Origin of the sequence: Stenotrophomonas sp. EMP41, from assembly GCF_047495535.1 — a bacterium.
In the GTDB taxonomy this organism is placed as follows: Bacteria; Pseudomonadota; Gammaproteobacteria; order Xanthomonadales; family Xanthomonadaceae; genus Stenotrophomonas; species Stenotrophomonas sepilia.
This window is the reverse complement of the sequence record NZ_CP179923.1, coordinates 315,533-341,247: the sequence shown is the minus strand read 5'-3', so window position 1 is coordinate 341,247 and position 25,715 is coordinate 315,533. Positions and strand designations below refer to the sequence as shown.

At 68.0% G+C, this 25,715-nt stretch carries 21 protein-coding genes, 1 other RNA gene and 3 pseudogenes; 8 read left to right on the top strand and 17 right to left on the bottom strand.

Annotated elements, in window-relative coordinates:
* Positions 1 to 28: 28 nt before the first annotated feature.
* From ACMGRF_RS01490 to ACMGRF_RS01435, 12 genes and pseudogenes are all read right to left on the bottom strand, one after another.
* A pseudogene (locus ACMGRF_RS01490) lies at positions 29 to 706 on the bottom strand (cell division protein FtsQ/DivIB); the annotation flags it as partial.
* Entirely contained in the window at positions 703 to 1,665 is a 963-nt protein-coding gene (locus ACMGRF_RS01485; RefSeq protein WP_414485583.1) for a D-alanine--D-alanine ligase, read from the bottom strand. The gene ACMGRF_RS01485 and the pseudogene ACMGRF_RS01490, both read right to left, overlap by 4 nt.
* Entirely contained in the window at positions 1,662 to 3,098 is a 1,437-nt protein-coding gene (gene murC, locus ACMGRF_RS01480) for a UDP-N-acetylmuramate--L-alanine ligase (protein ID WP_049439314.1), read from the bottom strand. The genes ACMGRF_RS01485 and murC overlap by 4 nt, the downstream gene beginning before the upstream one ends.
* Positions 3,099 to 3,138: 40 nt before the next feature.
* Positions 3,139 to 4,227, bottom strand: a complete 1,089-nt coding sequence (murG, locus tag ACMGRF_RS01475; protein ID WP_049413124.1) for an undecaprenyldiphospho-muramoylpentapeptide beta-N-acetylglucosaminyltransferase — start codon at positions 4,225 to 4,227, stop codon at positions 3,139 to 3,141.
* On the bottom strand, positions 4,224 to 5,543 hold the full coding sequence (gene ftsW, locus ACMGRF_RS01470; RefSeq protein WP_049413122.1) for a putative lipid II flippase FtsW: 1,320 nt from the start codon (positions 5,541 to 5,543) through the stop codon (positions 4,224 to 4,226). Before ftsW ends, murG begins: the two co-directional genes overlap by 4 nt.
* Before the next feature lies 1 nt (position 5,544).
* Positions 5,545 to 6,630 (bottom strand): phospho-N-acetylmuramoyl-pentapeptide-transferase, encoded by a 1,086-nt coding sequence (gene mraY, locus ACMGRF_RS01465; protein WP_005415291.1) that lies wholly within the window; start codon positions 6,628 to 6,630, stop codon positions 5,545 to 5,547.
* Positions 6,620 to 8,014, bottom strand: coding sequence for a UDP-N-acetylmuramoyl-tripeptide--D-alanyl-D-alanine ligase (locus tag ACMGRF_RS01460; RefSeq protein ID WP_049413120.1), 1,395 nt, complete (start codon positions 8,012 to 8,014; stop codon positions 6,620 to 6,622). The genes mraY and ACMGRF_RS01460 overlap by 11 nt, the downstream gene beginning before the upstream one ends.
* Positions 8,011 to 9,519 (bottom strand): UDP-N-acetylmuramoyl-L-alanyl-D-glutamate--2,6-diaminopimelate ligase, encoded by a 1,509-nt coding sequence (locus ACMGRF_RS01455; RefSeq protein ID WP_134709411.1) that lies wholly within the window; start codon positions 9,517 to 9,519, stop codon positions 8,011 to 8,013. The genes ACMGRF_RS01460 and ACMGRF_RS01455 overlap by 4 nt, the downstream gene beginning before the upstream one ends.
* Entirely contained in the window at positions 9,516 to 11,360 is a 1,845-nt protein-coding gene (locus tag ACMGRF_RS01450) for a peptidoglycan D,D-transpeptidase FtsI family protein (protein ID WP_049439309.1), read from the bottom strand. The genes ACMGRF_RS01455 and ACMGRF_RS01450 overlap by 4 nt, the downstream gene beginning before the upstream one ends.
* Positions 11,357 to 11,620: a cell division protein FtsL gene (gene ftsL / locus ACMGRF_RS01445; RefSeq protein WP_005415286.1), complete on the bottom strand. Its 264-nt coding sequence runs from the start codon at positions 11,618 to 11,620 to the stop codon at positions 11,357 to 11,359. Before ftsL ends, ACMGRF_RS01450 begins: the two co-directional genes overlap by 4 nt.
* Positions 11,617 to 12,585, bottom strand: coding sequence for a 16S rRNA (cytosine(1402)-N(4))-methyltransferase RsmH (gene rsmH, locus ACMGRF_RS01440; RefSeq protein WP_049413117.1), 969 nt, complete (start codon positions 12,583 to 12,585; stop codon positions 11,617 to 11,619). Before rsmH ends, ftsL begins: the two co-directional genes overlap by 4 nt.
* 14 nt (positions 12,586 to 12,599) lie before the next feature.
* Entirely contained in the window at positions 12,600 to 13,001 is a 402-nt protein-coding gene (locus tag ACMGRF_RS01435) for a division/cell wall cluster transcriptional repressor MraZ (protein ID WP_008266948.1), read from the bottom strand.
* A 369-nt stretch (positions 13,002 to 13,370) separates the two neighbouring features.
* Between ACMGRF_RS01435 and ACMGRF_RS01430 the strand changes: the two genes are divergently transcribed.
* On the top strand, positions 13,371 to 14,159 hold the full coding sequence (locus tag ACMGRF_RS01430) for an NRDE family protein (protein WP_049413116.1): 789 nt from the start codon (positions 13,371 to 13,373) through the stop codon (positions 14,157 to 14,159).
* 320 nt (positions 14,160 to 14,479) lie between these two features.
* Positions 14,480 to 14,963, top strand: a pseudogene (locus ACMGRF_RS01425) (DM13 domain-containing protein).
* A 127-nt stretch (positions 14,964 to 15,090) separates the two neighbouring features.
* Here the strand turns inward: ACMGRF_RS01425 and rnpB are convergent.
* The 4 genes from rnpB to rsmI all read right to left on the bottom strand — a co-directional run bounded on the left by rnpB (position 15,091) and on the right by rsmI (position 18,308).
* Positions 15,091 to 15,442, bottom strand: an RNA gene (rnpB, locus tag ACMGRF_RS01420) — RNase P RNA component class A.
* Positions 15,443 to 15,522: 80 nt separating this feature from the next.
* On the bottom strand, positions 15,523 to 16,332 hold the full coding sequence (locus tag ACMGRF_RS01415; RefSeq protein WP_414485582.1) for a PDZ domain-containing protein: 810 nt from the start codon (positions 16,330 to 16,332) through the stop codon (positions 15,523 to 15,525).
* A 117-nt stretch (positions 16,333 to 16,449) separates the two neighbouring features.
* Positions 16,450 to 17,085 (bottom strand): DUF6058 family natural product biosynthesis protein, encoded by a 636-nt coding sequence (locus ACMGRF_RS01410; RefSeq protein ID WP_152904754.1) that lies wholly within the window; start codon positions 17,083 to 17,085, stop codon positions 16,450 to 16,452.
* 404 nt (positions 17,086 to 17,489) lie between these two features.
* A complete protein-coding gene (gene rsmI, locus ACMGRF_RS01405) occupies positions 17,490 to 18,308 on the bottom strand; it encodes a 16S rRNA (cytidine(1402)-2'-O)-methyltransferase (protein WP_065178763.1) in 819 nt (272 codons plus the stop codon).
* Positions 18,309 to 18,389: 81 nt separating this feature from the next.
* Here rsmI and ACMGRF_RS01400 point away from each other — a divergent pair, with 81 nt between their 5' ends.
* The 6 genes and pseudogenes from ACMGRF_RS01400 to ACMGRF_RS01375 all read left to right on the top strand — a co-directional run.
* A complete protein-coding gene (locus ACMGRF_RS01400; RefSeq protein WP_414485581.1) occupies positions 18,390 to 20,111 on the top strand; it encodes a penicillin-binding protein activator in 1,722 nt (573 codons plus the stop codon).
* A complete protein-coding gene (locus ACMGRF_RS01395) occupies positions 20,101 to 20,469 on the top strand; it encodes a YraN family protein (RefSeq protein WP_180880543.1) in 369 nt (122 codons plus the stop codon). The genes ACMGRF_RS01400 and ACMGRF_RS01395 overlap by 11 nt, the downstream gene beginning before the upstream one ends.
* Positions 20,470 to 20,590: 121 nt before the next feature.
* Positions 20,591 to 21,172 (top strand): metal-dependent hydrolase, encoded by a 582-nt coding sequence (locus ACMGRF_RS01390; protein WP_049439299.1) that lies wholly within the window; start codon positions 20,591 to 20,593, stop codon positions 21,170 to 21,172.
* Positions 21,169 to 22,554: an FAD-binding oxidoreductase gene (locus ACMGRF_RS01385; protein ID WP_180880544.1), complete on the top strand. Its 1,386-nt coding sequence runs from the start codon at positions 21,169 to 21,171 to the stop codon at positions 22,552 to 22,554. The genes ACMGRF_RS01390 and ACMGRF_RS01385 overlap by 4 nt, the downstream gene beginning before the upstream one ends.
* A gap of 184 nt (positions 22,555 to 22,738) precedes the next feature.
* Positions 22,739 to 23,197: a GNAT family N-acetyltransferase gene (locus ACMGRF_RS01380; RefSeq protein ID WP_180880557.1), complete on the top strand. Its 459-nt coding sequence runs from the start codon at positions 22,739 to 22,741 to the stop codon at positions 23,195 to 23,197.
* Between the two features lie 124 nt (positions 23,198 to 23,321).
* A pseudogene (locus ACMGRF_RS01375) lies at positions 23,322 to 23,495 on the top strand (FAD-binding oxidoreductase); the annotation flags it as partial.
* A 98-nt stretch (positions 23,496 to 23,593) separates the two neighbouring features.
* Here ACMGRF_RS01375 and ACMGRF_RS01370 read toward each other — a convergent pair.
* Positions 23,594 to 25,615, bottom strand: coding sequence for an acyltransferase family protein (locus tag ACMGRF_RS01370; RefSeq protein WP_180880545.1), 2,022 nt, complete (start codon positions 25,613 to 25,615; stop codon positions 23,594 to 23,596).
* Between the last annotated feature and the right edge of the window lie 100 nt (positions 25,616 to 25,715).

The window sequence follows — 25,715 nt, the reverse complement described above, 5'->3', positions numbered from 1 at the left end:
TCGCCGGCGTGGCCGGGGTACCCCAGCTCAGCGTGAAACCATTGGTGTAACGGAGGTCGGCGCGCTCGATCGGCGCGTCCTGGCGGTTGAGCTGCGGCAGCACCTTGACGAAGCGCTGCATGCGCGAGCGCGCGTCGTCACGACCGACCACCACTTCGGTGCCGTTGCTCAGCACCAGCGACCAGCTGCCGCGTGCATCCATCGTCACCCGGCGCACGTCGACGCCGGCCGGTGCGAACAATGCACGCGAGTCGCTGTACAGCTTCATCACTTCCTGGGTCTGGCTGTCCGGGCCATCCAGCTCCGGCAGTTCCAGGTCGGACAGTTTCTTCGGCGTGGGGAACAGCTTGCCCTGCTCGGAGACCAGGCGGTCGTTGCCCCAGCGTGCGAACGGCTTGTGCTCGACCAGGGTCACTTCCAGCACATCCGGCCACTGCTTGCGTACCTGCGCGCTTTCCACCCACGGCAGCTTTTCCAGCGCGTCCTGCGCATCCTGCAGCTTGACTGCGAAGAAGCCGGCGCGCGCGTACGGCAGCAGCACCTGCTGCAGCTGTTCGGCCGGCACCCGCTTGAACTCACCATGCACGCGCAGCTTCGCCAGCGGCCAGCGCTCGGCGCCGACCCAGCCATTGACCACGGCCACCACCGGCAGTGCAACCACCGACAGTGCCAACAGCCAGACGAAGATGCGCAGCAGCGCGTTCATGCGTGCGCGGCCTCCAGGGTCTGTTCCAGCACGCGCCACACCAGTTCCTCGAAACCGATGCCGGCCTGGCCGGCCGCCTTGGGCACCAGCGAATGGCTGGTCATGCCCGGCGCGGTGTTCACTTCCAGCAGGAAGAAACGGCCGCTGGCCCGGTCACGCATCACGTCCACGCGGCCCCAGCCACGGCAGCCGGCGGCGCGGAATGCGGCCAGCGCGATGCGGCGGATCTCGTCTTCGTCGCCACCGTCCAGGCCCGGGCACAGGTACTGGGTGTCCTCGGCGATGTACTTGGCGTTGTAGTCGTACCACTGGCCCTTGGGCACGATGCGGATCGACGGCAGGGCGACGTCGCCAAGGATGGCCACGGTCAGCTCATCGCCCACCACCATCTGTTCCATCAGCAGCTGGCCGTCGTAGCGCGCGGCCAGGGCCACGGCCTCATCCAGGCCCGCCTCGTCGGTGACCCGGCTGATGCCCACGCTGGAGCCTTCGTTGGCCGGCTTCACCACCACCGGCAGGCCCAGCTCGGCGGCCAGCGCATGCACGTTCGACGCGTCGACCTTGCGGTACTGCGGGGTCGGCAGGCCCAGCGACAGCCACACCTGCTTGGTGCGGATCTTGTCCATGCTCAGCGCCGAGCCCAGCACGTCCGAGCCGGTGTACGGCACGCCGAAGGCGTCCATCAGGCCCTGCACGACGCCGTCCTCACCGCCACCGTTGTGGCCATGGAGAATGTTGAACACGCGGTCGATGCCACCGGCGGCGAGCGCGCTGGCCAGCGCCGGAATGCCATCGACGGCGAAGGCATCGACGCCGCGCGACTGCAGGGCTTCGAGCACGTTGCGGCCCGAATCCAGCGACACCTCGCGTTCACTGGAACTGCCGCCGAGCAGCACGGCGACGCGGCCGAACACGGCCGGGTCGGTCACGCGCAGCGGCGGGAAGGTCAGCGCGCTCACGCCTGGCCCTCCCCCTGGAAGCCTTCCACGGCGATGTGGGTAGCCACGGCACCGATGTCGCCGGCCCCCATCATCAGCAGCAGGTCACCGTCCTGCAGTACATCCGGCAGCACGCTGGCCAGCTCGGCGGCCTTGCCCACCACCACCGGCTCGCTGCGGCCGCGTGCGCGGATGGCGCGGGCCAGCGCATGTGAGTCGGCACCGGCAATGGGTTCCTCACCGGCCGGATAGACCTCGCTCAGTACCAGCGCGTCGACGCTGGACAGCACCGCGGCGAACTTGTCGAACTGGTCGCGGGTACGGCTGTAGCGGTGCGGCTGGAAGGCCACTACCAGGCGCTTGTCAGCCCAGCCGCCGCGGGCGGCGGCGAATACCGCCTCCAGCTCGCTCGGGTGATGGCCGTAGTCGTCGATGATGCGCACCTTGGCACCGCTGGCGGTGGTCACTTCGCCCAGATCATTGAAGCGGCGACCGACACCGGCGAAGCCTTCCAGCGCGCGCGCGATCGCGTCCGGTGCCACGCCCAGCTGCCAGCCCACCGCGGCGGCAGCCAGCGCGTTGAGTACGTTGTGCCTGCCCGGCAGCGCCAGCACCACTTCCTGGCTGGTGCCCTGCGGCAGGCGCAGGGTGAAGCGCATGCGCGAGCCTTCCTGCACCACGTTCTCGGCGCGCACGTCGGCCTGCGGGCTCATGCCGTAGCTCATCACGTGGCGCGGGGTCTTGGCGGCCAGCGCGGCCACTTCCGGATCGTCGATGCACAGCACCGCCAGGCCGTAGAACGGCAGGCGCTGCAGGAATTCGGCGAACGCCGCCTGCACGCGGGCAAAGTCGTTGCCGTAGTTTTCCAGATGATCCGCATCAATGTTCGTGATGATCGACATCAGCGGGTTCAGGCGCAGGAAGCTGCCATCGCTTTCGTCGGCCTCGGCCACCAGCCACTGCCCACCGCCCAGCTTGGCGTTGGCACCGGCAGCCAGCAGCTGGCCACCGATCACGAAGGTCGGGTCCAGGCCACCTTCGCTCAGCACCGCCGCGGTCAGGCTGGTGGTGGTCGTCTTGCCATGGGTACCGGCCACGGCGATGCCGCGGCGGAAGCGCATCAGCTCGGCCAGCATCGCCGCGCGCGGCATGATCGGAATGCGCTGGCTGCGCGCTTCCATCAGTTCCGGGTTGTCTTCGCGGATGGCACTGGAGACCACCACGCAGTCGGTGCCCAGCACGTTGGCTGCAGAGTGGCCGCGCATGATGCGCGCCCCCAGGCTGGCCAGGCGGCGGGTTGCCACGTTGTCGGCGTTGTCCGAACCGGACACTTCATAGCCCAGCGTCAGCATCACTTCGGCGATACCGCTCATGCCGGTGCCGCCGATGCCGACGAAATGCACGCGCGGGAACGCGCGCACCAGGTCGTTGGTGTCGTGCAGGCGACGGATCATGCGCGGCCTCGCGCAGGGCAGGCGCGGTGGCATGCCTTCTTCATACAGCTTCCTCGAGAATGATATCGGCGATGCGCTCGGCGGCATCGACCTTGGCCAGGGCACGCGCGGCTTGCGCCATCTGCATGCGGCGGGCGGGATTTTCGGACAGATCGCGCAGCAGTGCGGCAATGCCGTCGGCCAGCGTTCCGTCCTGCTTCAGCAACACCGCCGCGCCGCGCTCGACCAGGTACTCCGCGTTGCGGGTCTGGTGATCGTCGACGGCAGCGGGGAATGGCACCAGCACGCTGCCGACACCGGCCGCGCACAGCTCGGCCAGGGTCGACGCGCCGGCGCGGCAGACAACCAGGTCAGCCCAGGCGAAAGCCTCGGCCATGTCGGCGATGAACGGGGTGATTTCCGCCTGCACGCCGGCCTTGGCATATGCCTCGACCGCTTCGGCATGCATCTTCTCGCCGCTCTGGTGGCGCACCTGCACCGGCACGCCGGCACCCAGCGCGGCGATCGCCTGTGGCACGCCGGTGTTGAGTGCACGCGCGCCCTGGCTGCCCCCGACCACCAGCACGCGCAGCGGGCCGTGACGGTCGGCGAAGCGCTGGTCCGGCGGCGCAATGGCGGCGATTTCCGCACGCACCGGGTTGCCGACGAATTCCTCGCGCTGGGCGAAGGTACCCGGGAAGCCGGTCAGCAGCCGGCGCGCATAGCGCGACAGGATGCGGTTGGTCAGGCCGGGCGCACGGTTCTGCTCATGCACGATCAGCGGCATCCGGTGCAGGCGCGTGGCCATGCCACCAGGGCCGGAGGCGAAGCCACCGAAGGCCACCACGGCACGCGGCTGGCGCTTGCGGATGATCATGCCGGCCGCGCGCAGCGCGCGCATCAGCCGCCATGGCGCCGCCAGCAGCGCCAGCTTGCCCTTGCCGCGCAGGCCGGTGATCGCCAGCGTGTCGATGGCGATGTCGTGCTGCGGCACCAGGCGGGTTTCCATCGCGCCTTCGGCGCCCATCCAGGTGACCGGCACGCCGCGCTCGCGCAGCACGCGGGCCACGGCCAGGCCGGGGAAGATGTGACCGCCGGTGCCACCGGCCAGGATCATCACCGGGCGCCCCTTCTCGTCGGCTGCACTCATGACAGCCTCCCGAAGGTCGGTTCGATGCGCGACTGCAGGCGGCTGGTGCCGCGCGCGGCGTTCGCCGCCGCGGCAGCCGTCGGCTCGGCGCTCACCGGCACGCTGGCGGCTGCCGGCGTGGCGGCGGCGTCCATCGGCTCGGCAGTGGCTTCTTCGGCGCCACCGATGCGCACGGCCTGGCGACGCTCGGCGCGCTTGAGCTCGTAGGACACGCGCAGCAGCAGGCCCATCGCCACGCAGGTCATCAGCACCGACGAGCCGCCGGAGGAGATCAGCGGCAGGGTCAGCCCCTTGGTCGGCAGGATGCCCAGGTTCACGCCGATGGAAACGAAGGTCTGCATGCTGATCCACAGGCCAATGCCGAAGGCGATGTAACCGGAGAAGTGGCGCTTCATTTCCACGCAGCGCATGCCCAGCCAGAAGGTACGGCCGACCAGCAGCGCGTACAGCGCCACGATCACACAGGTACCCAGGAAACCGAATTCCTCGGCGGTGACCGAGAAGATGAAGTCGGTGTGCGCTTCGGGCAGGTAGTACAGCTTCTGCACCGAATTGCCCAGGCCGACGCCGGTCCACTCGCCACGGCCCACCGCCATCAGCGCGTTGGACAGCTGGTAGCCGTCGCCCTGCTGGTCGGCCCACGGGTCCAGGAACGAGGTGATGCGGCGCATGCGGTACGGCTCGATGATCGCCAGTGCGCTCATGCCGACCAGGCCGATGACCACCGGCATCGACATGCGCGGCATGTTCACCCCGCCCAGCACCAGCATGCCGGCGGTGATCGCCAGCAGCAGGGTCGAAGAACCGAAGTCCGGCTGCAGCAGCAGCAGCACCACCAGCGCACCGGCCACGCCCAGCGGCTTGAGCATCGCCGGCCAGGTTGCATTGACCTCGTCGCGGAAGCGCACCAGGTAGCTGGACAGCCAGACGATGTACAGCACCTTCACCGCCTCGACCGTCTGGAACTTGGAGATGCCCAGGTTGATCCAGCGGCGTGCGCCGTTGACCGTGCTGCCCAGGCCCGGCGCGAACACCGCCAGCAGCAGCACGAAGCAGCCCAGCAGCAGCATCTGGTTGTACTGCTCGATGGACTTCAGCTCGGTGCGGGCGGCGATGACCGCCAGCACGATACCCACCGCCAGGAAGATCAGGTGGCGGTTGAGGTAGTAGAACGGGCTGCTCATCAAGGCGATCGAGCTGGACGCCACCATCACCACGCCCACACCGGTGAGCGCGATGATCGCGCCCAGCAGCCACTTGTCGTAGCTGCCTTCGATGGCTTCAAGGCGTGTTGCCTGGCGGGACAGGTCGTTCATCTCAGCGCACCTTCAACGTGGCCAGGCCGATCAGCACGAGCACGACGGAGATGATCCAGAAGCGCACGATCACGCGCGGCTCCGGCCAGCCCTTCAGTTCGAAATGGTGGTGGATCGGCGCCATGCGGAACACGCGCTTGCCGGTCAGCTTGAACGAAGCGACCTGGATCATCACCGACAGCGTTTCGATGACGAACACGCCGCCCATGATCACCAGCACCAGTTCCTGGCGGGTGATCACCGCGATCGTGCCCAGCACCGCGCCCAGCGCCAGCGCACCGATGTCGCCCATGAAGACCATGGCCGGATAGGTGTTGAACCACAGGAAACCCAGGCCGGCACCGGCGATGGCCGCGCAGATGATGACCAGTTCGCCGGCGCCCGGGATCTGCGGGATCTGCAGGTAGTTGGCGAACACCACGTTGCCCGAGGCGTAGGCGAACACGCCCAGCGCGCAGGCTACCAGCACGGTCGGCATGATCGCCAGGCCGTCCAGGCCGTCGGTCAGGTTCACCGCGTTGGAGAAGCCGACGATCCAGAAGTAGGCGATGGCCACGAAGCCGATGCCGGCCAGCGGCAGCGCGACCGACTTGAACATCGGGATGTAGAAGGTCAGCGCTGCCGGCACGTCGGCCGTGTAGAACAGGAACAGGCCCGCAGCCAGGCCGAAGATCGACTGCAGCAGGTACTTCCAGCGCGACTTCAGGCCGTTCGGGTCACGGCGGACGATCTTGATCCAGTCGTCATACCAGCCGATGGCGCCGAAGCACAGCATCACCGCCAGTACCAGCCACACGTAGCGGTTGCGCAGGTCCGCCCACATCAGCACCGACAGGGTGATGGTGAGCAGGATCAGCGAACCGCCCATGGTCGGCGTGCCGGCCTTGGAGAAATGGGTCTGCGGACCGTCCTGGCGAATCGGCTGGCCGCCCTTGAACTGGGCGAGCTTGCGGATCATCGCCGGGCCGAGCCACAGCGACAGGAACAGGGCCGTCAGCGCGGCAAGGATGGCGCGGAACGTCTGGTAGTTGAACAGCCCGAACAGGCTCTCCAACTGCTGCAACCATCGAGCCAGTTCATACAACATGCGGGGATTCCTCTCCTTGCGCCAGCAGCGCTTTGACGATCAGGTCCATGGCACTGCCACGGGAACCCTTGACCAGGCAGCGCACACCAGCGTGCAACTCGTCCTGCAGCGCCTGTGACAGCGCACCATGGGTAGCGAAATGGCGTCCGCCTTCACCGAAGGCGGCCGCAGCGGCGGCACTGAGCGGACCCAGTGCATACAGCCGCGTCAGGCCGGCGGCGCGTGCACGGATGCCGGCCTGCGCATGCAGCGCCTCGCCGTCCGGGCCCAGCTCGCGCATGTCGCCCAGCACCAGCCAGCCCTCTTCCGGGGCGGCGGCCAGGGCGTCGATGGCCGCAGCCAGCGAGCCGGGATTGGCGTTGTAGCTGTCGTCCACCAGCACCGCGCCGTTGCGCAGCTGATGGGCGATCTGGCGTCCCGGTACCGGCTGCGCCTCGGCCAATCCGGCCGCAATCAGCGCCAGATCGACACCGGCCGCCAGCGCCAGGCTGGCGGCGGCCAGCGCATTGCTGACGTTGTGGCGACCCGGCAGGCCCAGCACCACGCGGGCCTCGCCGGTCGGCGCGACCAGGGTGAACTGGCTGCCCTGCGCACCGGCGCGGATGTCGCGCGCGGTCACGTCCGCCGAGTGTTCCAGGCCATAGCGCAGCACGCGGCAACGCGCCGGAGTGCCGACGAAGTGCTGTTCGAACCAGCGGCCGTAGGCATCGTCGGCGTTGATCACCGCCACGCCATCGGCCGGCAGCGCGGCATAGATCGCGCCCTTGGTCACCGCCACGCCGAGCAGGCTGCCCATCCGCTCCAGGTGGGCGGGGGCGATGTTGTTGACCAGCGCATAGCGCGGGCGGGCGATATCGGTCAGGTAGGCGATGTCGCCCGGCTTGCCGGCGCCCATCTCGTAGACGGCGTAGTCGGCGTCTTCCGGGGCATCGATCACCGCCAGCGGCAGGCCGATCTCGTTGTTGCGGTTGCCCGGGTTGGCGTAGACCACCTTGTGCGCGTGCTGGGCCACCTGCTGCAGGATCGACAGCAGCAGGCTCTTCACGCTGGTCTTGCCATTGCTGCCGGTGATCGCGAACACCTCGGTGCTACGGTCACGCTGCATGCCGGTAGCGATCTTCGCCAGCGCCAGTTCGCTGTCGGCCACCAGCACCTGCGGCAGTTCGACCGGCAGCAGGCGCTCGACCAGCAGCGCACTGGCACCGCGCGCCTGCGCGTCGGCCGCGAAGTCATGGCCGTCGAAACGCTCGCCGCGCAGCGCCACATACAGGCTGCCCGGGCCCAGGTTGCGGGTGTCATTGCTGACCGCATCGATGGCCACGTCGTCGCCGTGGATCTCGCCACCGGCCCAGTGTGCGATCAGCGAAAGCAGGGTGCGCTTCATGCGGCGCCCTCCCCGGCCTGTGCCTGCAGGACACCGGCCTTGGCCGCCAGTGCAGCGGCAGCCACTTCGGTGTCGTCGAAGTCATGGCGCACGCCATTCACTTCCTGGTACGGCTCATGGCCCTTGCCGGCAATCAGGATGATGTCGCCGGCGCCGGCACGCTTCACCGCCAGGCCGATCGCACGCGCGCGGCTGCGCTGCACGGTCACGGCATCAGCGCGCTGGAAGCCGGCCAGGATGTCGGCCACGATCACGTCGCCGTCTTCGCCACGCGGGTTGTCGTCGGTGACGATGACCTGGTTGGCCAGGCGCTCGGCAATCGCCGCCATCTGCGGACGCTTGCCGGTATCGCGCTCGCCACCACAGCCGAACACGCAGAACAGCGTGCCCTGCAGATGGCCGTGCAGGCTGTCCAGCGCCTGTTCCAGCGCGTCCGGGGTATGCGCGTAGTCGACCACCACGGTCGGCAGGCCGTCTTCGCCGCCGAGGCGGTTCATGCGGCCACGGATCGGCTGCAGCGCCGACAGCACCTCGGCGATGCGCGGCAGCGGCTGGCCCTGCGCGTGCAGGGTGCCGGCCACGGCCAGCAGGTTGTCCACGTTGAAGCGGCCCAGCAGCGGCGACTGCACCGCGGCACGCTGGCCGTCGACGACCAGCTCGAAGGCAATACCGCGCCCATCCAGCTGCAGCGCTTCGGCGCGCACGCTGGCGTCAGTGGCACCGCGCGAGCTCAGGCCGATCGGTTGCACGCCGGCAGGCAGGCCGGCGAACAGCTGGCGACCGAAGGCGTCGTCCAGGTTCACCACCGCCGCCTTCAGGCCCGGGCGATGGAACAGCCGCGCCTTGGCCGCGCCGTAGCTGGCCATGTCACCGTGGTAGTCCAGATGGTCGCGGGTGAGGTTGGTGAACACCGCCACGTCGTAGTGCACGGCATCCACGCGGCCCTGGTCCAGCGCGTGCGAACTGACTTCCATCGCCACCGCGCGCGCACCGGCGTCGCGCAGCTGGGCCAGCAACGCATGCATCTGCAGCACCAGCGGCGTGGTGAAGCCGGTCGGCTCGACCGCACCATAAAGTCCGGCGCCCAACGTGCCGATACTGCCACTGGGCGTTCCGAGCAGGTGCCAGGCCTGGGCCAGCAGCTGCACGGTGGAGGTCTTGCCGTTGGTACCGGTCACCCCGACCATCGCCATCGCCCGCGACGGCGCGCCGTGGAACTGGTCGGCCATCGCCCCCATGCGCGCCCGCAGGCCCGGCACGGCGATCGCATCGGCCGGCGCCGGGAGCTCGGCCGGTGCCGGTGGCTCGAACAGGATGGCGCTGGCACCGGCCGCACGGGCCTGCTCGACAAAGCCCAGGCCATGCGCGCCGAAACCGGCGATGGCGACGAAGGCATTGCCGGGGCGCACGGCGCGGCTGTCCAGCACCAGGCCGGTCAGAACGGGATCATGGCCCGCCAGGGCCACATCCGGAAGCAACTGCGAAAGCAACATCGAAGGACTCATTGCGTGCCTCCCGTAGCGGGCGGCGTCTGGGCTTGCGCGCTCGGCAGCGCGGCATCGAATTCAGCGGCGGCATCGACCGGCAGCGCGGTCTCGGCCGGCGGTGCGGGCAGGATCGAGGCCGAATGGCCGACCTTGCCCGACTGCTGTGCGGCCAGCCACGACTGCAGGTCATCCAGCGGCACGTCCATCAAGCGCAGGGTGCCTTCCATCACGTTGTGATAGACCGGCGCCGACACCAGGCCACCGTAGAACTTGCCGGCCTGCGGATCGTTGATGACGATGACGGTGGCGAAGCGCGGGTTGGTGGCCGGCACCACGCCGGCGAACAGCGCGTTGTAATGGCCGCGCTCGTAACCGCCCGGACCGGCCTTGCGTGCGGTGCCGGTCTTGCCGGCCACGCGGTAGCCCAGCACCGCCGCCTGCTTGGCGCCGCCCTGGGTGACCACCGTTTCCATCATCGCCACCACCTGCCTGGCGACGTTCTCGTCGATGATCTGCTGGCCTTCGTTGCGCTGGCCCTTGACGAAAGTCGGCGCGATCAGGCGCCCGCCGTTGGCCAGCGCCGAGTACGCGGTGGCAATCTGCAGTGGCGTGACCGACAGGCCGTAGCCGTAGGACATGGTGGTCTTGGTGGTCCCCGACCAGCGCGCCGGACGCATCACCACACCGGCCGATTCACCCGGGAAACCGCTGTGCGGCGCCGAACCATAGCCGAAGCGGCGCACGCCGTCATAGAAGGTCTGGTCCGGCATCTTCGCCGCAACCTTGGCTGCACCCACGTTCGAACTGCGGGTGATCACGCCGGTCACGTTCAGCACGCCGTTGTTGCGTGGCACGTCGTGGATGGTGAAGCGACCCAGCGTCATGTAGCCCGGGTTGGTGTCGATGATGGTGTCCTTGGTCACCGCACCGGCCTGCAGCGCGGTGGCGATGGTCAGCGGCTTCATCGTCGAACCCGGCTCGACCAGGTCGGTCACCGCGCGGTTGCGGCGCGTATCAGGGATCGCGCCGGTCAACGAATTCGGGTTGTAGGTCGGCAGGTTGACCATGGCCAGGATCTCGCCGGTGGTCACGTCCATGATCACCATCGAACCGCCGGCCGCCTTGTTGGCCACCAGCGCGTTGCGCAGTTCCTTGAAGGCCAGGTACTGGATGCGGCGGTCGATGCTGAGGGTCAGGTCCTTGCCCGGCTCGGCGGCGCGCAGCAGATCGCTTTCGACGGTCTCGCCCTTGCGGTTGCGGATCACCCGCTTGGCACCCGGCTTGCCGCGCAGCCATTCGTCGAACGCCAGCTCCAGGCCTTCCTGGCCGCGGTCGTCGATGTTGGTGAAGCCCAGCACGTGCGCCATCGCCTCACCCTGCGGGTAGAAGCGGCGGAACTCGCGCTGTGCGGCCACGCCCGGAATCTTCAGCGCCACCACCTTCTCTGCCTCGTCCGGGTTGATCCGGCGGCGCAGGTACATGAATTCCTTGTCCGACTTCTGCGACAGGCGGCTGCTCAGCTCATCCACCGACATGCCGACCGCCTGGGCCAGCTCGGGGATGCGCTCGGGCGAACGCAGCAGGTCCTGCGGGTTGACCCAGATCGAGGCAACCGGCGTGGACACCGCCAGCGGCTCGCCGTTGCGGTCCGTGATCATGCCGCGCGAGGTCTTGATCGGCAGCTCGCGCAGGTAGCGGGCCTCGCCCTGGCGCTGGTAGAAGTCGCTGTTGATGATCTGCACGTAGGCCGCGCGGCCGACCAGCGACACCGAGCACAGGCCAAGCGCCAACGCGACCCAGCGCAGGCGCTGGCGCAGGTTGAAGGCGTTGCGCGGGCGGTTGCGGCCGGTCTTGCTCATGGGCGCACCACCACGATGTCGGCGGCCTCGGGGAACTTCATGCCGAGCTTCTCGCGGGCGATGCGGTCCACGCGGTTGGCTTCGGCCAGGGTGGCCTGTTCCAGCTGCAGGCGGCCGAACTCAAGATTGATGTCATCGCGCTTGCGCTCGGCACGCGACAGCTCGATGAAGGTCTGCCGGTGGCGGTGGCGCACGAACACCACGCCGATCGCCGAGGCGACGGTGCAGGCCAGCAGGATGATCAGCAGCAGCCGGCTCATGCGTCGGCCTCCCGCTTCTGGGCCACGCGCAGCACAGCGCTGCGGGCGCGCGGGTTGGCGGCCAGCTCTTCGTCGGTGGCCTTGATGGCGCCGCCGATCAGGTCCAGCGTCGGCACGAACGCAACGGCCTCGGGCAGGCGGCGGTTGGCCGGCGGCGCCTTGGCCAGGCGGTTCATGTACTGCTTGACGATGCGGTCTTCCAACGAGTGGAAGCTGATCACCGCCAGGCGGCCGCCGGGCTTGAGCCGTTCCACGGCCGCATCGAGACCGGCTTCCAGATCGGCCAGCTCGCGGTTGATGTGGATGCGGATGGCCTGGAAGCTGCGCGTGGCCGGGTGGATCTTGTCTTTCCCACGCGGCATCACCGAGGCGATCAGCTCGGCCAGTTCGGCGGTGCGGGTGAACGGCTGCTTCTCGCGGCGGGCCACGATGGCGCGGGCGATGCGCCGGCTCTGCCGCTCTTCGCCGTAGGTCCACAGCACATCAGCGATCTCGCGCTCTTCCACGCGGTTGATCCACTGCGCGGCGCTTTCACCGCTGTCCGGGTCCATGCGCATGTCCAGCGGGCCGTCCTTGCCGAAGCTGAAGCCACGTTCGGCCACGTCCAGCTGCGGCGACGACACGCCCAGGTCGAACAGCACGCCGTCCAGGCCTTCGGCCGTCGCATCCCACTGCAGCAGCTGGGCGAAGCTGCCACGGAAGATGGACACGCGCGGGTCCGGCGCGAAATCGCGCTCGGCAACGGCGATGGCTTCCGGATCCTTGTCCATGACCAGCAGGCGCCCCTCGGGACCGAGCTGGGTGAGCACGCCACGTGCATGACCGCCACGACCGAACGTGCCATCCAGATAACGTCCGTTTTCGATCACCCTCAGGCCTTCAAGGACCTGGGTGTACAGGACCGGCAGGTGCACCGCCGGCGACTGCGACACCGGAAGGTGACCGGCCTGCGCTTCTGGGCGCATCCGGGCACCCCGGCTCACAACTTCAGGTCGAGCAACCCATCACCCAGATCCTCGTCAGACAACGTCTGCTGGATCAGGGCCCGATGCGCCTGCTCGCTCCACAATTCGAACTTGTCGCCCATGCCGAGCAATACCGCCTTCTTCTCAATGCCCACCGCACCGCGGTGGCTGGCGGGGATGCTGATGCGACCGTTGCCGTCCAGTTCCAGATGGGCGGCCGAGCCGACCAGCTTCTGCTGCAACAGGCGCACGACGCGCTGGGTGTTGGGCTTGGACATCACATCGTCGCGGACCCGCTCCCATTCCGACTCTGCGTACAGCCACAGGCAGCCGGCTTCGAACGGGTTGTAGGTCAGCACGAGACGGTTGTTGCTAGCGCGCGCGACGAGGTCGCGGTAAGCGGTGGGAACCGCCATGCGCCCCTTGTCGTCAACTGTGATGGCCGTCTCGCCCTGGAACACGACGCCTGCACCTTGTCCTTCGCCCGGTGAAACATTGAACCACGAAAACCCACAAAACACCCGGATTTCCCTCTGATGCCCACCTTAGCAGCGGGCGGAGGGTTGTCAACAACTTTTCAGCAGGGAAATCGCCAGCCGCATCAATGGCTTGCAACAACCTTTAGAGAATTGTTCAAGGCTTATCCACAAGTTGCTGATCCGTCTCAATTTTTGAGATTGAACGGAAGTTCAGGGGCGTGGACAGGGCGTGAAACATCAGCCGCGCATTCATCCGGAGCGCGCCGGAAACGGCGCCAGACTGCGCAAACCGTGCACAATGAAGCCATGTGCCTGCTCGCTCTTGGCTGGATGCACCACCCGCGCTGGCGGCTGGTGATGGCCGGCAACCGTGATGAGTTCCACGCCCGTCCGACGGCGGCGCTGGCCCCCTGGCAGGATGAGACGTCTGTCATCGGCGGTCGCGACCTGCGCTCCGGCGGAGGCTGGGCCGGGGTTGGCGCCTCGGGCCGGATGGCGGTGGTCACCAACGTCCGCGACCCGCTGGCGGCCCAGACCGGCCCATCGCGGGGCGCGCTGGTGGCCGACTTCCTGCGCGGCCGCGACCCGGCGGCCGTGCATATCGACCGCTTGGCGACCGTGGCTGGCGCCTACGCCCCGTTCAATCTCCTGCTGGCCGATAGCGACAGCCTGGAGTACCTGGGCAACCATCCCGCCGAACGGCAGACGCTTGGCCCGGGCGTTCACGGCATGTCCAACGGCGCGCTGGACGCCCCCTGGCCGAAGACCCGGCGGCTGATGGCGGCACTTGAAGCCTGGCTGCAGAAAGACGGGGGCAGATCCCTTTCGCAACGCGAGAGGGATCTGACCCCAGACCTGACCCCGCTCTGGAATGCCCTGGCCGATGAACACCGCCCCGCCGACAGCGACCTGCCCGACACCGGCATCGGCCTGGAACGCGAGCGCTGGCTGAGCCCGGCCTTCATCCGCGGCGACGACTACGGCACCCGCGCCAGCACCGTGCTGCTGATCGACGCCGACGGCCACGGCGAGATCCACGAACGCCGCTTCGGCCCGCAGGGCGTCCCCAGCGGACAAAGCCACGTCATTTTCTGACCCGGTCATGACGGCCCCTGGCCGGCATCTCTTTCCAGCAGGGTAGTGCCGGCCGCTGGCCGGCAACCTCCGGATCTTCAGGCAGGCCACACAGCTGCGGGCCAGCGGCCGGCACTACCCGCTCCAGGACTGCCAACGGCGTCATTCAGCTTCCCGGCGCAGCGCCTTCTCGCCCGCACCACAGGGCCTGCGCCACCGCGGCCATCCCACTGTGCCCTTTTTGCGTCTGCCACTGTGTCTATAAATGCCGCCCGCAACCTCCCAGGGTGGTCGCGCCCGGCAGCACGCCGCGCGATCGACCGCAACCACAAGGAGGCCCCATGCGCCGCATCCTCATTCTGCTCGCCACCCACCTGCTCACCCTCGGCCTGGGCTTCGGCCTGGGCGTCTACTTCCTGCCGCTCCTGATCGCCCCCGATGACCCGCCGACCACCCAGGTACAGGCCGCGATGAAGGACGCCACCTACCGCACCACCTTCCGCCGCGACCTCAAAGGCAGCGATGCGGTTCACTGGGCCGAAGGCGACCTGGGTCAGCGTCAGCGCCACCCAGGTCGCCTTCGACGGGAAGATGGGACCGGGCCCGGATTACAAGGTGTACCTGGTGCGCGACTTCGTCGACAACAAGGCCGACTTCCTGAAGATCAAGGCGCAGGCCCAGCGCATCGGCGAAGTGAAGACCTTCAACCGCTTCCTGGTCGAGGTGCCCGCGAACGTGGACGTGGACGACTACACCACCGTCGTGGTGTGGTGCGAGCGCTTCTCGCAGTTCATTTCCGCCGGGCAGTACCGTACGCCGGGCTGAGGACCGCGCGACGTCGAGGTAGTGCCGGCCGCTGGCCGGCGGCACTCTGTCCGCCGCTGCGGGCATCGTGAAGCTGCCGGCCAGAGGCCGGCACTACCGATGCGCGGTCCATGCCTATGGAAGAAAGAGGCGGAGCCGGCCGATAAGCCGGGTTCTGTCGTGGACAGTCATTCCTCTAGGCGTTACGTCACCGCAACGCTCAAGCAACCTACCCGGATCCAACGCGGGCCGCGCCAAAGGATCCCTATTTGGTCTTGCTCCAGGTGGGGTTTGCCGTGCCGGTCTGTTGCCAGACTCGCGGTGCGCTCTTACCGCACCATTTCACCCTTACCGGCCTTCCGAAGAAGACGTAGGCGGTATCTTTCTGTTGCACTTTCCGTCGGCTTGCGCCGCCCAGGCGTTACCTGGCACCTTGCCCTATGGAGCCCGGACTTTCCTCGGCACCCCCGAAGGGATGACGCGACTGTCTGGCCGGCTCCGCCAGCGCACATTCTAGCCTACGCACGCCCGTCCTGCCGTGCCGATCGCGGCATCCGGTTCATCCACGCGTGGCGTGGCTCTAGCGGCCCTTCGCCCTCGCCATCACCGCCGCCCGCGACTCCAGCACCACACCTACGATCAATTCCCGCACCTGCGGTTGCGAACCGTCCCATTCAATGCGGCGAACGCGCACGTCCACGCGATCGCCAGGCGCGTGGGCTTTCAACGCTTGGCCGACACCGAAGACGGTCTTCACTCGGGTACCCGCCACGGCCAGCACCTCATCCCCCTTGCGCAGGCCGGCGCGATGGGCCGGACCCTCGTCAGGCTCGGATTCGATCACGGTCGCGCCCCCCATTTGAACGCCGAGGACCGGGCGCAGCGCATCGCTACGCGAATCCCCTTCCCCGGCCTGCTCGCGCGCCAATTCGGTGGCGCCCAGCAGTGCATCGTCCAACCCCGCATCGAAATAGGGCGCGTTGTCCACGAATGCGGCGCATTGCCACGACGCGCGCTCGGGCACCGGCTCGCGCCCCGCACGCAGGGCCTGCCGCAGGTCGTGCCATTGCGCCGCGCTGACGTACCGCTGCTGGCTGTTCACCAACTGCTGGTAGGCCGCCTCGATCTGTGCGTGGTTGTCGGCCCCCACTTGCAGACATGCCTCGTAGCTCTCCAACGCGTCACGTGCCGCGCGGTAGGTCAGGTAATTGCCGTAATCGCGAACCGACTGCAGCCGATTGAATTCGACCAACCCCGGATCGAACAGCAGGTAGCCGACATAGTCCGGGCCCAGGTCGGCTTCGGTAATGGCTGCGGGCGGCGGCGCTGCAGCTGCAGGAGCTGGCGCATCGGCCAGAGCGAACAGCAGGAACAGAGCCTTTTCAAGCATTTGTCTTTCCTCCCTGGAGGAAATCTGAGAGCTTCGCCCCTTCGCCCCCCGGAATTCGGCCGCTGCCGTGTTCCAGCGTCCCAGTCTGTGAATGAGCCATGCAGGTCTGCACGCCTTTCAGGACTTTTCGCCCAGCTCCCGGCGAAGATCGTCGACCAGTCGCTTTCTGCTGCTACGGTCATACTCGGCCGGCGAAAACGGCATCGACGCACGCGCATAATCGTCGATCAATGCCAGCAGCGCCTGCCTGTCGACACGCGCGTCGAGAGGCGTGTGGGTGTCACTGGCGAGTGCGACCAGTTGTTCCTGGAGCAGCTCCTTTGTTGCGATGCCTGCGCCGGTGGACGGATCTGCGATACACAGACCGAAGGTCCCGTTGAAGAAGTGCGGGAGCAGCAGTTGCGCCTTGTCGTGCGCAGCGTTGGCATCCCCAAGCACGCCTGCCATGTAGCCCTCGAGCTCCTGCAGCAGAACGTCGACCACAGCCGCCCGTTCACTGCCCGGTGGTGCATGATCGGCGATGCGTGTCCAGCGTGCGCAATCGGTACGGAAGTACTCCCCCACAAGGTCTTCGCTGATGGGAATGGAGCCAAACACTGCAGATCGGATGGTGCCTTCCTCGCAGGTGTAGGTGGGCTGGGGCACCGCGCCCACTGCAATCAGGCGACTGAGTCTTTCTTCTGACACATTGCAGAATGCGGCGAACGCATCCTTTGGCAGGAAATGAGCTTGAAGGTAGGCTGTCAATGCCATCTCGAACAATTACTCCCAAGTGGGGGATGAAGAGGCGTGTGCCGGAGCGTCTTCGCCCAAGCCAGGCGTTTGAAGACCTCCCGAGCACCGGTCCTCACGCGTCAGAGGCCTCGGAAATGGGGTCACACTACGGACACCCTTCCGCATCGGGAGTATCCGCACGGGCTCGACTGATCTCAATGTCGCTCTGCAGGACGTCCCGTCATGCCAAAGGCTGCTGGGTTCGTACGATCATCAGTGGGTCGATCATTTGATGCTCATCACGACATTCCCTAGCCCCTGATTCGCCCCTCAGCTGCGCACGTGAGCACATTCACTCGCCAGAGATCGGCGACCCTCCGGCGGATCTGAACCGTTTCGCATTTCGCGCCGCGCGCTGCCCAGGCATGGCCCGGAGCGAGCGATCAACTCCCGTACAGCGCCTTGCGCGGTGCGCCGGTCAACTCAGCAGCCAGCTTGGCAGCGGTCGACGGCGGCAGGTGCTCGCTCAGCTTCGCGTAGACACGGCGACCATGCGCCAGCTGCGCTTCCTCGTCGTCACCAGCACCCTGCACCATCACCACGAACTCCCCCTTGCGCTGGTTGTCGTCGGCCTCGACCTGGGCCAGCAGCCCCGCCAGGTCACCATCGAGCACGGTCTCGAACAGCTTGGTCAGCTCGCGGGCCAGCACCGCCGGGCGCTCGCCGCCGAAGATCGCCGCCATGTCGGCCAGCGACTCGGCGATGCGGTGCGAGGATTCGTAGAACACCATCGTGCGCACTTCGCCAGCCAGCGCCTGCAGGCGGTCGCGGCGGCCGCTGGCCTTGGCCGGCAGGAAGCCCTCGAAGCTGAAACGGTCGCTGGGCAGGCCGGCCACGCTCAGGGCAGCGATGGCGGCGCAGGCGCCGGGCACCGGGCTGACCTTGATACCCGCCGCGCGCGCGGCACGCACCAGGCGGAAACCGGGGTCACTGACCAGCGGGGTACCCGCATCGCTGACCAGCGCCAGCGACTCGCCGGCCTGCAGACGCGAGACCAGGCGCTGCGCCAGGGCCTCTTCATTGTGTTCGTGCAGGGCCACCAGCGGTTGCTGGATGCCAAAATGGGACAGCAGCTGGCCGCTGCGGCGGGTGTCCTCGGCACAGATGGCCGCCACCGAACGCAGCACCTCCTGCGCGCGCGGGCTCAGATCGGCCAGGTTGCCGATCGGGGTGGCGACGACGTACAGGGTTGGCACACTCATTTCAGCGGTACTCACGGGGCAAGGGTAGAATCGTAGCGTGTACCCGGCCAAGGCCGCTGCCCTCATCGCATGGACCCGATCATGAACAAGCCCGCCGCACGGATCTCCGCCCTGTCGTTGTCGCTGATGCTGTTGGCCGGTTGTGCCACCACCAGCCTGACCAGCACGCCCGATTCGCCGGCCCAGAGCCAGGCGCTGGCGCTGATCGAACAGGGCAAGCCGCGCGATGCCGCGCTGCAGCTGGAAGGCCTGGCCTCCACCCTGCGCGGCGGTGCCCGCAGCAACGCACTGGCCGATGCGGCCTGGGCCTGGCACCTCGCCGGTGACAGTGCCCGCGCGCGCAGCCTGCTCGGCCAGCTCACCGCACGCCAGCTGTCCGGCGCCAGCCTGCAGCGCTACCAGCTGACCAGTGCCGAGCTGGCCCTGACCGACAAGCAGCCGGCGCAGGCGCTGACCCTGCTGAAGGACCACGGCGACAACGTGCTTCCGGCCCTGCGCACGCGCTGGTACCTGGTCCGTGCCAGTGCCCTGCAGGGCACCGGCGATGCCTTCGGTGCCGCCACCGAGCGCGCCCGCGCCCATTCCAGCCTGACCGGCAGCGCGCGCAGCGAGAACCAGGCCGCCATTGCCGGCCTGCTCGGTACCCTCGACGATGCCACCCTGCGCAGCCGTGCCGCCGCCCTGCCGGCCAACGACCCGCTCTACAACTTCGCCGGCCGTGCACTGATCGCGCGCGGCCTGCCGCTGCCGCGCCCGTTCGACCGCGATGGCGCGGCCCAGTTCGACACCAGCAAGCGCCCGCCGGCAATGAGCGACGGTTACCGCCCGCCGGCCAAGCTGGCCGTGCTGCTGCCGCTCAGCGGCCGCCTGGCCACCGCCGCACAGCCGGTGCGCGATGGCCTGTTGAGCGCTTATTACGGTGAAAGCCGCCGCCGCCCGGACATCAACTTCTTCGACACCGCCGGCACCCCGGCCGGTGCCCTGGCCGCCTATGACAAGGCCGTCGCCTCCGGTGCCGACTTCGTGGTCGGTCCGCTGGGCCGCGACGAAGTGGACGCCGTGTACGGCCGCCAGCAGCTGCAGGTGCCGGTGCTGGCCCTGAACCGCGGCAAGGACGCACCGCCGGCCGGCAGTGCCGGCTTTTCGCTGGCACCGGAAGACGACGGCATCGTCGCCGCCGAGTACCTGCGTGGCCGCGAGCGCAGCAAGGCGCTGGTGATCAACAGCGCTGACGACACCGGCCGCCGTGCCGCCGCCGCCTTCGCCCAGCGCTTCGCGCAGCGCGGTGGCCAGGTGGTGGCCACGATCGGCGTCACCGATGCCGTCGGCGATGTCGGCGCGCAGGTGCGCAACGCCGGCCAGGTCGATGCCGTGTTCCTCGCCGTGCGCGCGCCGCAGGCGCGCCTGCTGGCGCCGCAGCTGGCGCTGGCCGGTGCAGGCGGCGCGACCCGCGTCGGCACCTCGCAGCTGACCGTTGGCAGCGGCAAGGTGGAAGAAGACGTGGCGCTGGACGGCATCGTCTATCCGAACGAAGCCTGGAACGTGCGCAGCGTGTCCGGCCTGCCGTCGGCCAGCCAGGTGGCCAGCACCCTGCCGAGCGCACGCGGTGCGGCCGGCCGCCTGTTCGCCTTCGGTGCCGACGCCTGGAAGATCACCGCCTACCTGGACAAACTGTCCAACGAAGGCGGCCTGGACGGTGCCACCGGCACCCTGTTCCTGGACAGCAACGGCAACATCCTGCGCCAGCCGGCCTGGTCGACCTTCAATGGCGGCCGGCCGATGCCGATCGTCGGTGGTCGCTGAGCGCAGCCAACGTGGCTCGGCGGTGGAAGCGGCCGCCGAGCAGCATCTGCAACTGGCCGGACTGCAGCCGCGTGCACGCAACGTGCGCTATCGCGGCGGCGAACTGGACCTGGTGATGGACGATGCCGGCACCGTGGTGTTCGTGGAAGTGCGCTACCGCGCGCGATCCGATTTCGGCGGTGGCGCGGCTTCGGTCGATGCGCGCAAATGCCGGCGCCTGGCCCACGCCGCGCAGCTGTATCTGCAGGACAACCCGGTGCTGGCCAATGCGCCCTGCCGCTTCGATGTGGTCGAAGCCACCGGCGAACCGCCGCAGCTGCACTGGCTGCGGGATGCGTTCCGATTGGATGACTGCTGATGGCTACTCTTTGCCGGCCAGCGGCCGGCACTACCCGTCGGACCTGCAGCCGGCCAGTGGCCGGCACGACCCGTCGGGCCTGCAGCCGGCCCGCGGCCGGTACGACCATGGTGCGTGACTGATGCCGTCGATCATCACCCATGCCGCTGTACCGCTGGCGCTGTGGTGCGCCGCTGATCGTGGCCGCATCCCACCGCGCCTGCTGGCCGCCGGCGTGATCGCAGCGATGCTGCCCGATGCCGATGTACTGGCCTTTGCGCTGCACATTCCCTATGCCGATGCCTTCGGCCATCGCGGCGCCAGCCACTCACTGCTGTTTGCCGGCGTGCTGGCAGCATTGGCCGCGGCGTTGGCGTTCTTGGGTAGTCGCCGACCTTGGTCGCCGGGTGTGTGCCAACCAAGGTTGGCATCTACCGTACAAGCGGCTGTATTCGTGTTCATCTGTGCCGCCAGCCATCCGCTGCTCGATGCGATGACCTCCGGTGGCCTCGGCGTCGCGCTGGCCTGGCCGTGGAGCGAACACCGCTTCTTCGCGCCGTGGCGACCGATCCGCGTTTCACCCTTCGCCCCACAGTTCTTCAGCGCACGCGGCGTGGCTACCCTGCTCTCCGAACTGCGCTGGGTGTGGCTGCCACTGGCCGGCGCCGTTGTCGCCTGGAAACTGATCCAACCCGCTCCTGCTGCCCCACGAGACCTGTCATGAGTCCTGCCCTGCCCACCGATTTGGTTACCGAACTGTCCACCCTGCTGGGCACGGAGGGCTGGCGCATGGATGACGGCGCGCTGGAGGCGAATGCGCAGGACAACTCATGGCGCCATCAGCGGCCGGCTGCAGTGGCGTTTCCGGCGGACATCGAGCAGGTGCAGGCGCTGGTGCGTGCCTGTCGCGCGCATGGCGTGGCGCTGGTCGCGCGCGGAGCTGGCACCGGCACTACCGGTGCAGCGGTCCCGCAGCCGGGCAGCATCGTACTCTCGTTCACCCGCATGGACCGCATCGTCGAGATCCGCGCCGGTGATCGCTGCGCGGTCGTGCAGCCGGGCGTGTTGAACGGCACGCTGCAGCAGGCGCTGGCGCCGCACGGCCTGTTCTGGGCGCCGGACCCGTCCAGCGCCGAGATCTGCAGCATCGGCGGCAACCTGGCCTGCAATGCGGGCGGCCCGCGCGCGGTGAAGTACGGCACCAGCCGCGACAACGTACTGGGCCTGGTGGCGGTGACCGGCACCGGTGAGGTGATCCGCTGCGGTGGTGCCTACACCAAGGACGCCACCGGCTACGACCTCACCCATCTGCTGGTGGGCAGCGAAGGCACGCTGGCACTGATCGTGGAAGCCACGCTGAAACTGACCCCGCTGCCGGTCAGCCAGGCCGGCCTGCGCGTGCTGTACCGCGATGCCGATGCTGCGGCGGCCGGCGTGTCGCGGTTGATGTCGCAGCCGGTGGTACCCACCCGCCTGGAATTCATGGATGCGCGCAGCCTGGAGCTGCTGCGGATGAATGGTGCCGATGTGCCGGAGGCAGGCGCGATGCTGCTGGTCGAGGCCGATGGTGACCACGACACGCTGCCCTATCTGTTGCAGGCATTGGCCAGCGCCGCCGAAGGCGACGGCATGATCGAGCTGGACGTGGCGATGGAAGGCCGTGCACGCGACCAGCTGTGGGCGGCGCGCAGGGCGCTGTCGCCTGCGCTGCGCAGCGTCGCGCCGGGCAAGATCAATGAAGACGTGGTGGTTCCGGTGTCGCGCATTCCCGAACTGGTGGCCGGCGTGCAGGCCCTGGCACGTGACTACGCGCTCACCATCGTCACCTTCGGCCACGCCGGCAACGGCAACCTGCACGTCAACATCCTCTATCACCCGGAGGATGCCGACGAAAACGCGCGCGCGCATGCCGCGCTGCCGAAGATCTTCGAGCTGACACTGGCACTGGGCGGCACGTTGTCGGGCGAACACGGCATCGGCCTGGCCAAGCGCGATTTCATGCCGCAGGCGTTTACACCGGCTACGCTGGCGACGATGCGCGCGATCAAAGCCGCGCTTGACCCGGACGGTATTCTCAACCCGGGCAAAGTGCTGCCACCGGCGTGACAGAGGCGGGGCAACGGTCCTGCCGGGGGCAACCGGGAGGCTCTGGAACCGGGCGACCGTCCACATCTGGCTGTCGGCGCCCAGGTGCTAACCTCACATCAGCCCCGATTTCATCTGCAACGTGTTGTAGTGACATCGCATGGTCATCGTGTTTCCCTTGGGGAAACCAGAATCGAGGATCATCATGGAATTCAGGCAACTGCCGGCAGATGCGCCGGAACGGATGCAGCTGGCGCGGTGGTACAACGCACAGTGGGGTGGAAACGCCGGAATGTCGCTGGAACAGGAAATCCAGTGGCTGAACCGGGAGCAGGACGCTGAAGGATTTCCGCACTTGATTGCAGCGTTCGACGGCGACCAACTGGTCGGCGCCGTCCAGCTGAAGCGCCGGGAACTGGCGTCATTCCCACAGTACGAGCACTGGCTGGGCAGTGTTTTCGTTGCCGATACGCATCGGGGCCAAGGGCTGGCGGGCAAGCTGGTCGAGCAGGCGGCGGCGCAGGCAATGCGCATGGGCGTCTGCCATCTCTACCTGCAGACCGAAGCGCTGGACGGCGGCCTGTACGCCAGGCTGGGCTGGACACCGTTGCAGGAGACCGATAACAAGAATTATCGCGTGCTGGTGATGGTCCGGAATCTGTAAGCCGTAGTCACGCCTGCATGCGCTCCTGCCTGGGATACCGGCGGAGCATTCGCGTTGTCGCCGGAAGCCCTTGCATGCCAGGTGCGGCACCACGCCTGGCCGCCAGCCTTGCCCGCTTCGGCACCTGACGCTGGCGTCAGATGGCGCGCTATCCGGCGAAAAACGAAGTGGCCTGGCCAAGCGCGATTTCATGGTGCAGGCGTTCAGTGCTGCCACGCTGGCGACGATGCGCGCGATCAAGGCCGCGCTAGACCCGGACGGCATCCTCAACCCGGGCAAAGTGCTGCCACCGGCGTAGGCCGCGCGCTCCCGTAGAGCTGAGCCGGTGCTCGGCTGCTCTCCATTCCGTTCGCGAAACTCCCACGCTGCGCGCGAAAGCCGAGCGTGGGCTCGGCTCTACACCGGCGTGTCGCCTGCAATATCGATCAGGGTCTGCCGGAAACTGGGCAGCAGCACGCGGTTGCCATGCCCGCTCAGGTGATCGTTGTCGAAGAACAGCGGTTCGCCCTCTTCCACCGCCGAACAGGTCTGCGGCCCGCACAGCAGCGGCAGCGGATCCCACACCGTCAGTGACGGGTAACGTGCCGCCAGGTCATCCAGCAGCTCCATCTGCGGCACGCGCAGCATTTCCAGATCCGCACGCGGCATGCTCAGACCGCCGGCACACGCCGGATTGCGGCGGTTGAACCAGTCCGAACAGCGGTACGCACCGGCCTTGAACAGCGGCAGCGGCGCGTCGATCACCACGTGCACGCCCAGCTTCTGCAAACGCCCCAGCACGCGATCGGCTTCGTCGCGTGCAGCCTGTGCATGCGCCGGCGTGCGCTCGGCCAGCAGCTGTTGATAGATCTGCTGTGCATCCTGCCGCTGCCAGTCGAACCCGCGCAGCTCCGGCATGCGCAGGGCCGCCAGCAGCACGAAGTCACCCGGGCGCGCCTCGCGTTCGATGGTCGACAGCGTGTCTTCAATGAAGTCCTGGCAGTCGGCCGGGCTGGCGCGCAGCAGGTTGACGAAACTGCAGCCGCCGCGGTCCTGCTGGCGCACCTCCATGCCGGTCTGCCGCGCGACCATGCTGGTCATCGTGCGGTAGGCCGCCGCATGCGAATCGCCGGCCACGAACAGGCGCCGCCCTTCAAGCGCGGGCGCACTCACCGGTTCCAGCGGGCGCCACGCCGGGTAGCGGCGCGCCTGCCATGCATAACCGTCACGGGTAACGCTCAGCGAGACCTGCTCGTGGTACTCCACCGTGGCCCAGGCGCCGGCACCGCACAGCGCCACCAGCGGCAACGCCATCGCCAGTACCTTCGCCGGTGCCAGCCGCAGCAGCGGCGCCGCACTGCGCAGCGGGCGCTCGATGAAGTGATACGACACGGCGGATACCGCCAGCAGCAGTACCGGATACAGCCACAACGCGGCACCGTGCAGGCCATACGTCCAGCGCAGCAGCACCAGCAGCGGCCAATGCCACAGGTACAGTGAATACGACAACCGGCCCAGGTAGGCCAATGGTGCGCAGCCCAGCGCACGGGCGATGCGCGATGTCCCCGCTGTCGACACGCTCGCCAACAGCAGCAGGGTTCCGGCCACGGTGGCCAGTACACCCGGCACCGGCATCGCCAGCTGCGGGGCAATCAACACGCCTGCGGCCAGCAGCGCCAGCCCGGCCGCTGCAACCGCGTCACCGTTCCGGCCCGGTGTGCGCGTACGCATCCACTGGTACAGCAGCGCACCTGCGGCCAGCTCCCAGAACCGTGCGGGCAGCAGATAGAACGCTGCCGCCGGTGCCGTTTGCGCCTGCCAGCCTGCCCACGCCAGCGACAGCACGGTGAGCACCGGCAACAACCAGCGCGTCCACGGCCAGCGCTCACGCCCACGCAGCCACACAAAGAACAGCAGCGGGAAGACCAGGTAGAACTGCTCCTCTACCCCCAGCGTCCACGTGTGCAGGAACGGGTTGAGTTCGGTGCCGGGTGAGAAGTAATCGTCCTGCTGGCCGGCCAGCACGATGTTGCTGAAGCCGACCAGCGCGGCCCAGCCGGTCTGGTCGAACTGATCATTGCGCCACGCGCGTGGAATGAACAGCGCCGACAGCACGAAGGTGGCCATCAGCATCACCAGCAGCGCCGGCAACAGGCGCAGCACGCGGCGACGGTAGAAGTCGAGCAGCAGTGCGCCAAGTGATGCGTTGGCACGCGAGGCCAGTGACTGGCTGATCACGAAGCCGGACACCACGAAGAACAGGTCCACTCCGGTGAAGCCGCCGGGCAGCCACGTCGCATTGGCGTGGAAGACCACCACGGCCAACACCGCCAATGCACGCAGGCCATCGATGGCGGCGTTGTGGGAGCGTTCGGGAGGGGACATGCAGGCAGCCGGCAGAAGACAGGGCGGCAGCATCGCCACCGTTTGCGCAGTCATTCAATGGACAATCGCGACAGGCCAGCTATGTATTTAGGTTCGATGCAGCCTGTCAGCCACTGTAGAGCCGAGCCATGCTCGGCTGCCCTTCGTCCAGATC

Bases quoted from the DNA above. Each gene is read 5' to 3' on its own strand.
- ACMGRF_RS01455 (WP_134709411.1), bottom strand. From the start codon at position 9,519: ATGAGTCCTTCGATGTTGCTTTCGCAGTTGCTTCCGGATGTGGCCCTG.
- ACMGRF_RS01410 (WP_152904754.1), bottom strand. From the start codon at position 17,085: ATGGCATTGACAGCCTACCTTCAAGCTCATTTCCTGCCAAAGGATGCG.
- mraY (WP_005415291.1), bottom strand. From the start codon at position 6,630: ATGTTGTATGAACTGGCTCGATGGTTGCAGCAGTTGGAGAGCCTGTTC.
- ACMGRF_RS01450 (WP_049439309.1), bottom strand. From the start codon at position 11,360: ATGAGCAAGACCGGCCGCAACCGCCCGCGCAACGCCTTCAACCTGCGC.
- ACMGRF_RS01390 (WP_049439299.1), top strand. From the start codon at position 20,591: ATGCCGTCGATCATCACCCATGCCGCTGTACCGCTGGCGCTGTGGTGC.
- rsmI (WP_065178763.1), bottom strand. From the start codon at position 18,308: ATGAGTGTGCCAACCCTGTACGTCGTCGCCACCCCGATCGGCAACCTG.
- ftsL (WP_005415286.1), bottom strand. From the start codon at position 11,620: ATGAGCCGGCTGCTGCTGATCATCCTGCTGGCCTGCACCGTCGCCTCG.
- ACMGRF_RS01385 (WP_180880544.1), top strand. From the start codon at position 21,169: ATGAGTCCTGCCCTGCCCACCGATTTGGTTACCGAACTGTCCACCCTG.
- ACMGRF_RS01400 (WP_414485581.1), top strand. From the start codon at position 18,390: ATGAACAAGCCCGCCGCACGGATCTCCGCCCTGTCGTTGTCGCTGATG.
- ftsW (WP_049413122.1), bottom strand. From the start codon at position 5,543: ATGAACGACCTGTCCCGCCAGGCAACACGCCTTGAAGCCATCGAAGGC.
- ACMGRF_RS01430 (WP_049413116.1), top strand. From the start codon at position 13,371: ATGTGCCTGCTCGCTCTTGGCTGGATGCACCACCCGCGCTGGCGGCTG.
- rsmH (WP_049413117.1), bottom strand. From the start codon at position 12,585: ATGCGCCCAGAAGCGCAGGCCGGTCACCTTCCGGTGTCGCAGTCGCCG.
- murC (WP_049439314.1), bottom strand. From the start codon at position 3,098: ATGATCCGTCGCCTGCACGACACCAACGACCTGGTGCGCGCGTTCCCG.
- ACMGRF_RS01435 (WP_008266948.1), bottom strand. From the start codon at position 13,001: ATGGCGGTTCCCACCGCTTACCGCGACCTCGTCGCGCGCGCTAGCAAC.
- ACMGRF_RS01370 (WP_180880545.1), bottom strand. From the start codon at position 25,615: ATGACTGCGCAAACGGTGGCGATGCTGCCGCCCTGTCTTCTGCCGGCT.
- ACMGRF_RS01380 (WP_180880557.1), top strand. From the start codon at position 22,739: ATGGAATTCAGGCAACTGCCGGCAGATGCGCCGGAACGGATGCAGCTG.
- murG (WP_049413124.1), bottom strand. From the start codon at position 4,227: ATGAGTGCAGCCGACGAGAAGGGGCGCCCGGTGATGATCCTGGCCGGT.
- ACMGRF_RS01460 (WP_049413120.1), bottom strand. From the start codon at position 8,014: ATGAAGCGCACCCTGCTTTCGCTGATCGCACACTGGGCCGGTGGCGAG.
- ACMGRF_RS01415 (WP_414485582.1), bottom strand. From the start codon at position 16,332: ATGCTTGAAAAGGCTCTGTTCCTGCTGTTCGCTCTGGCCGATGCGCCA.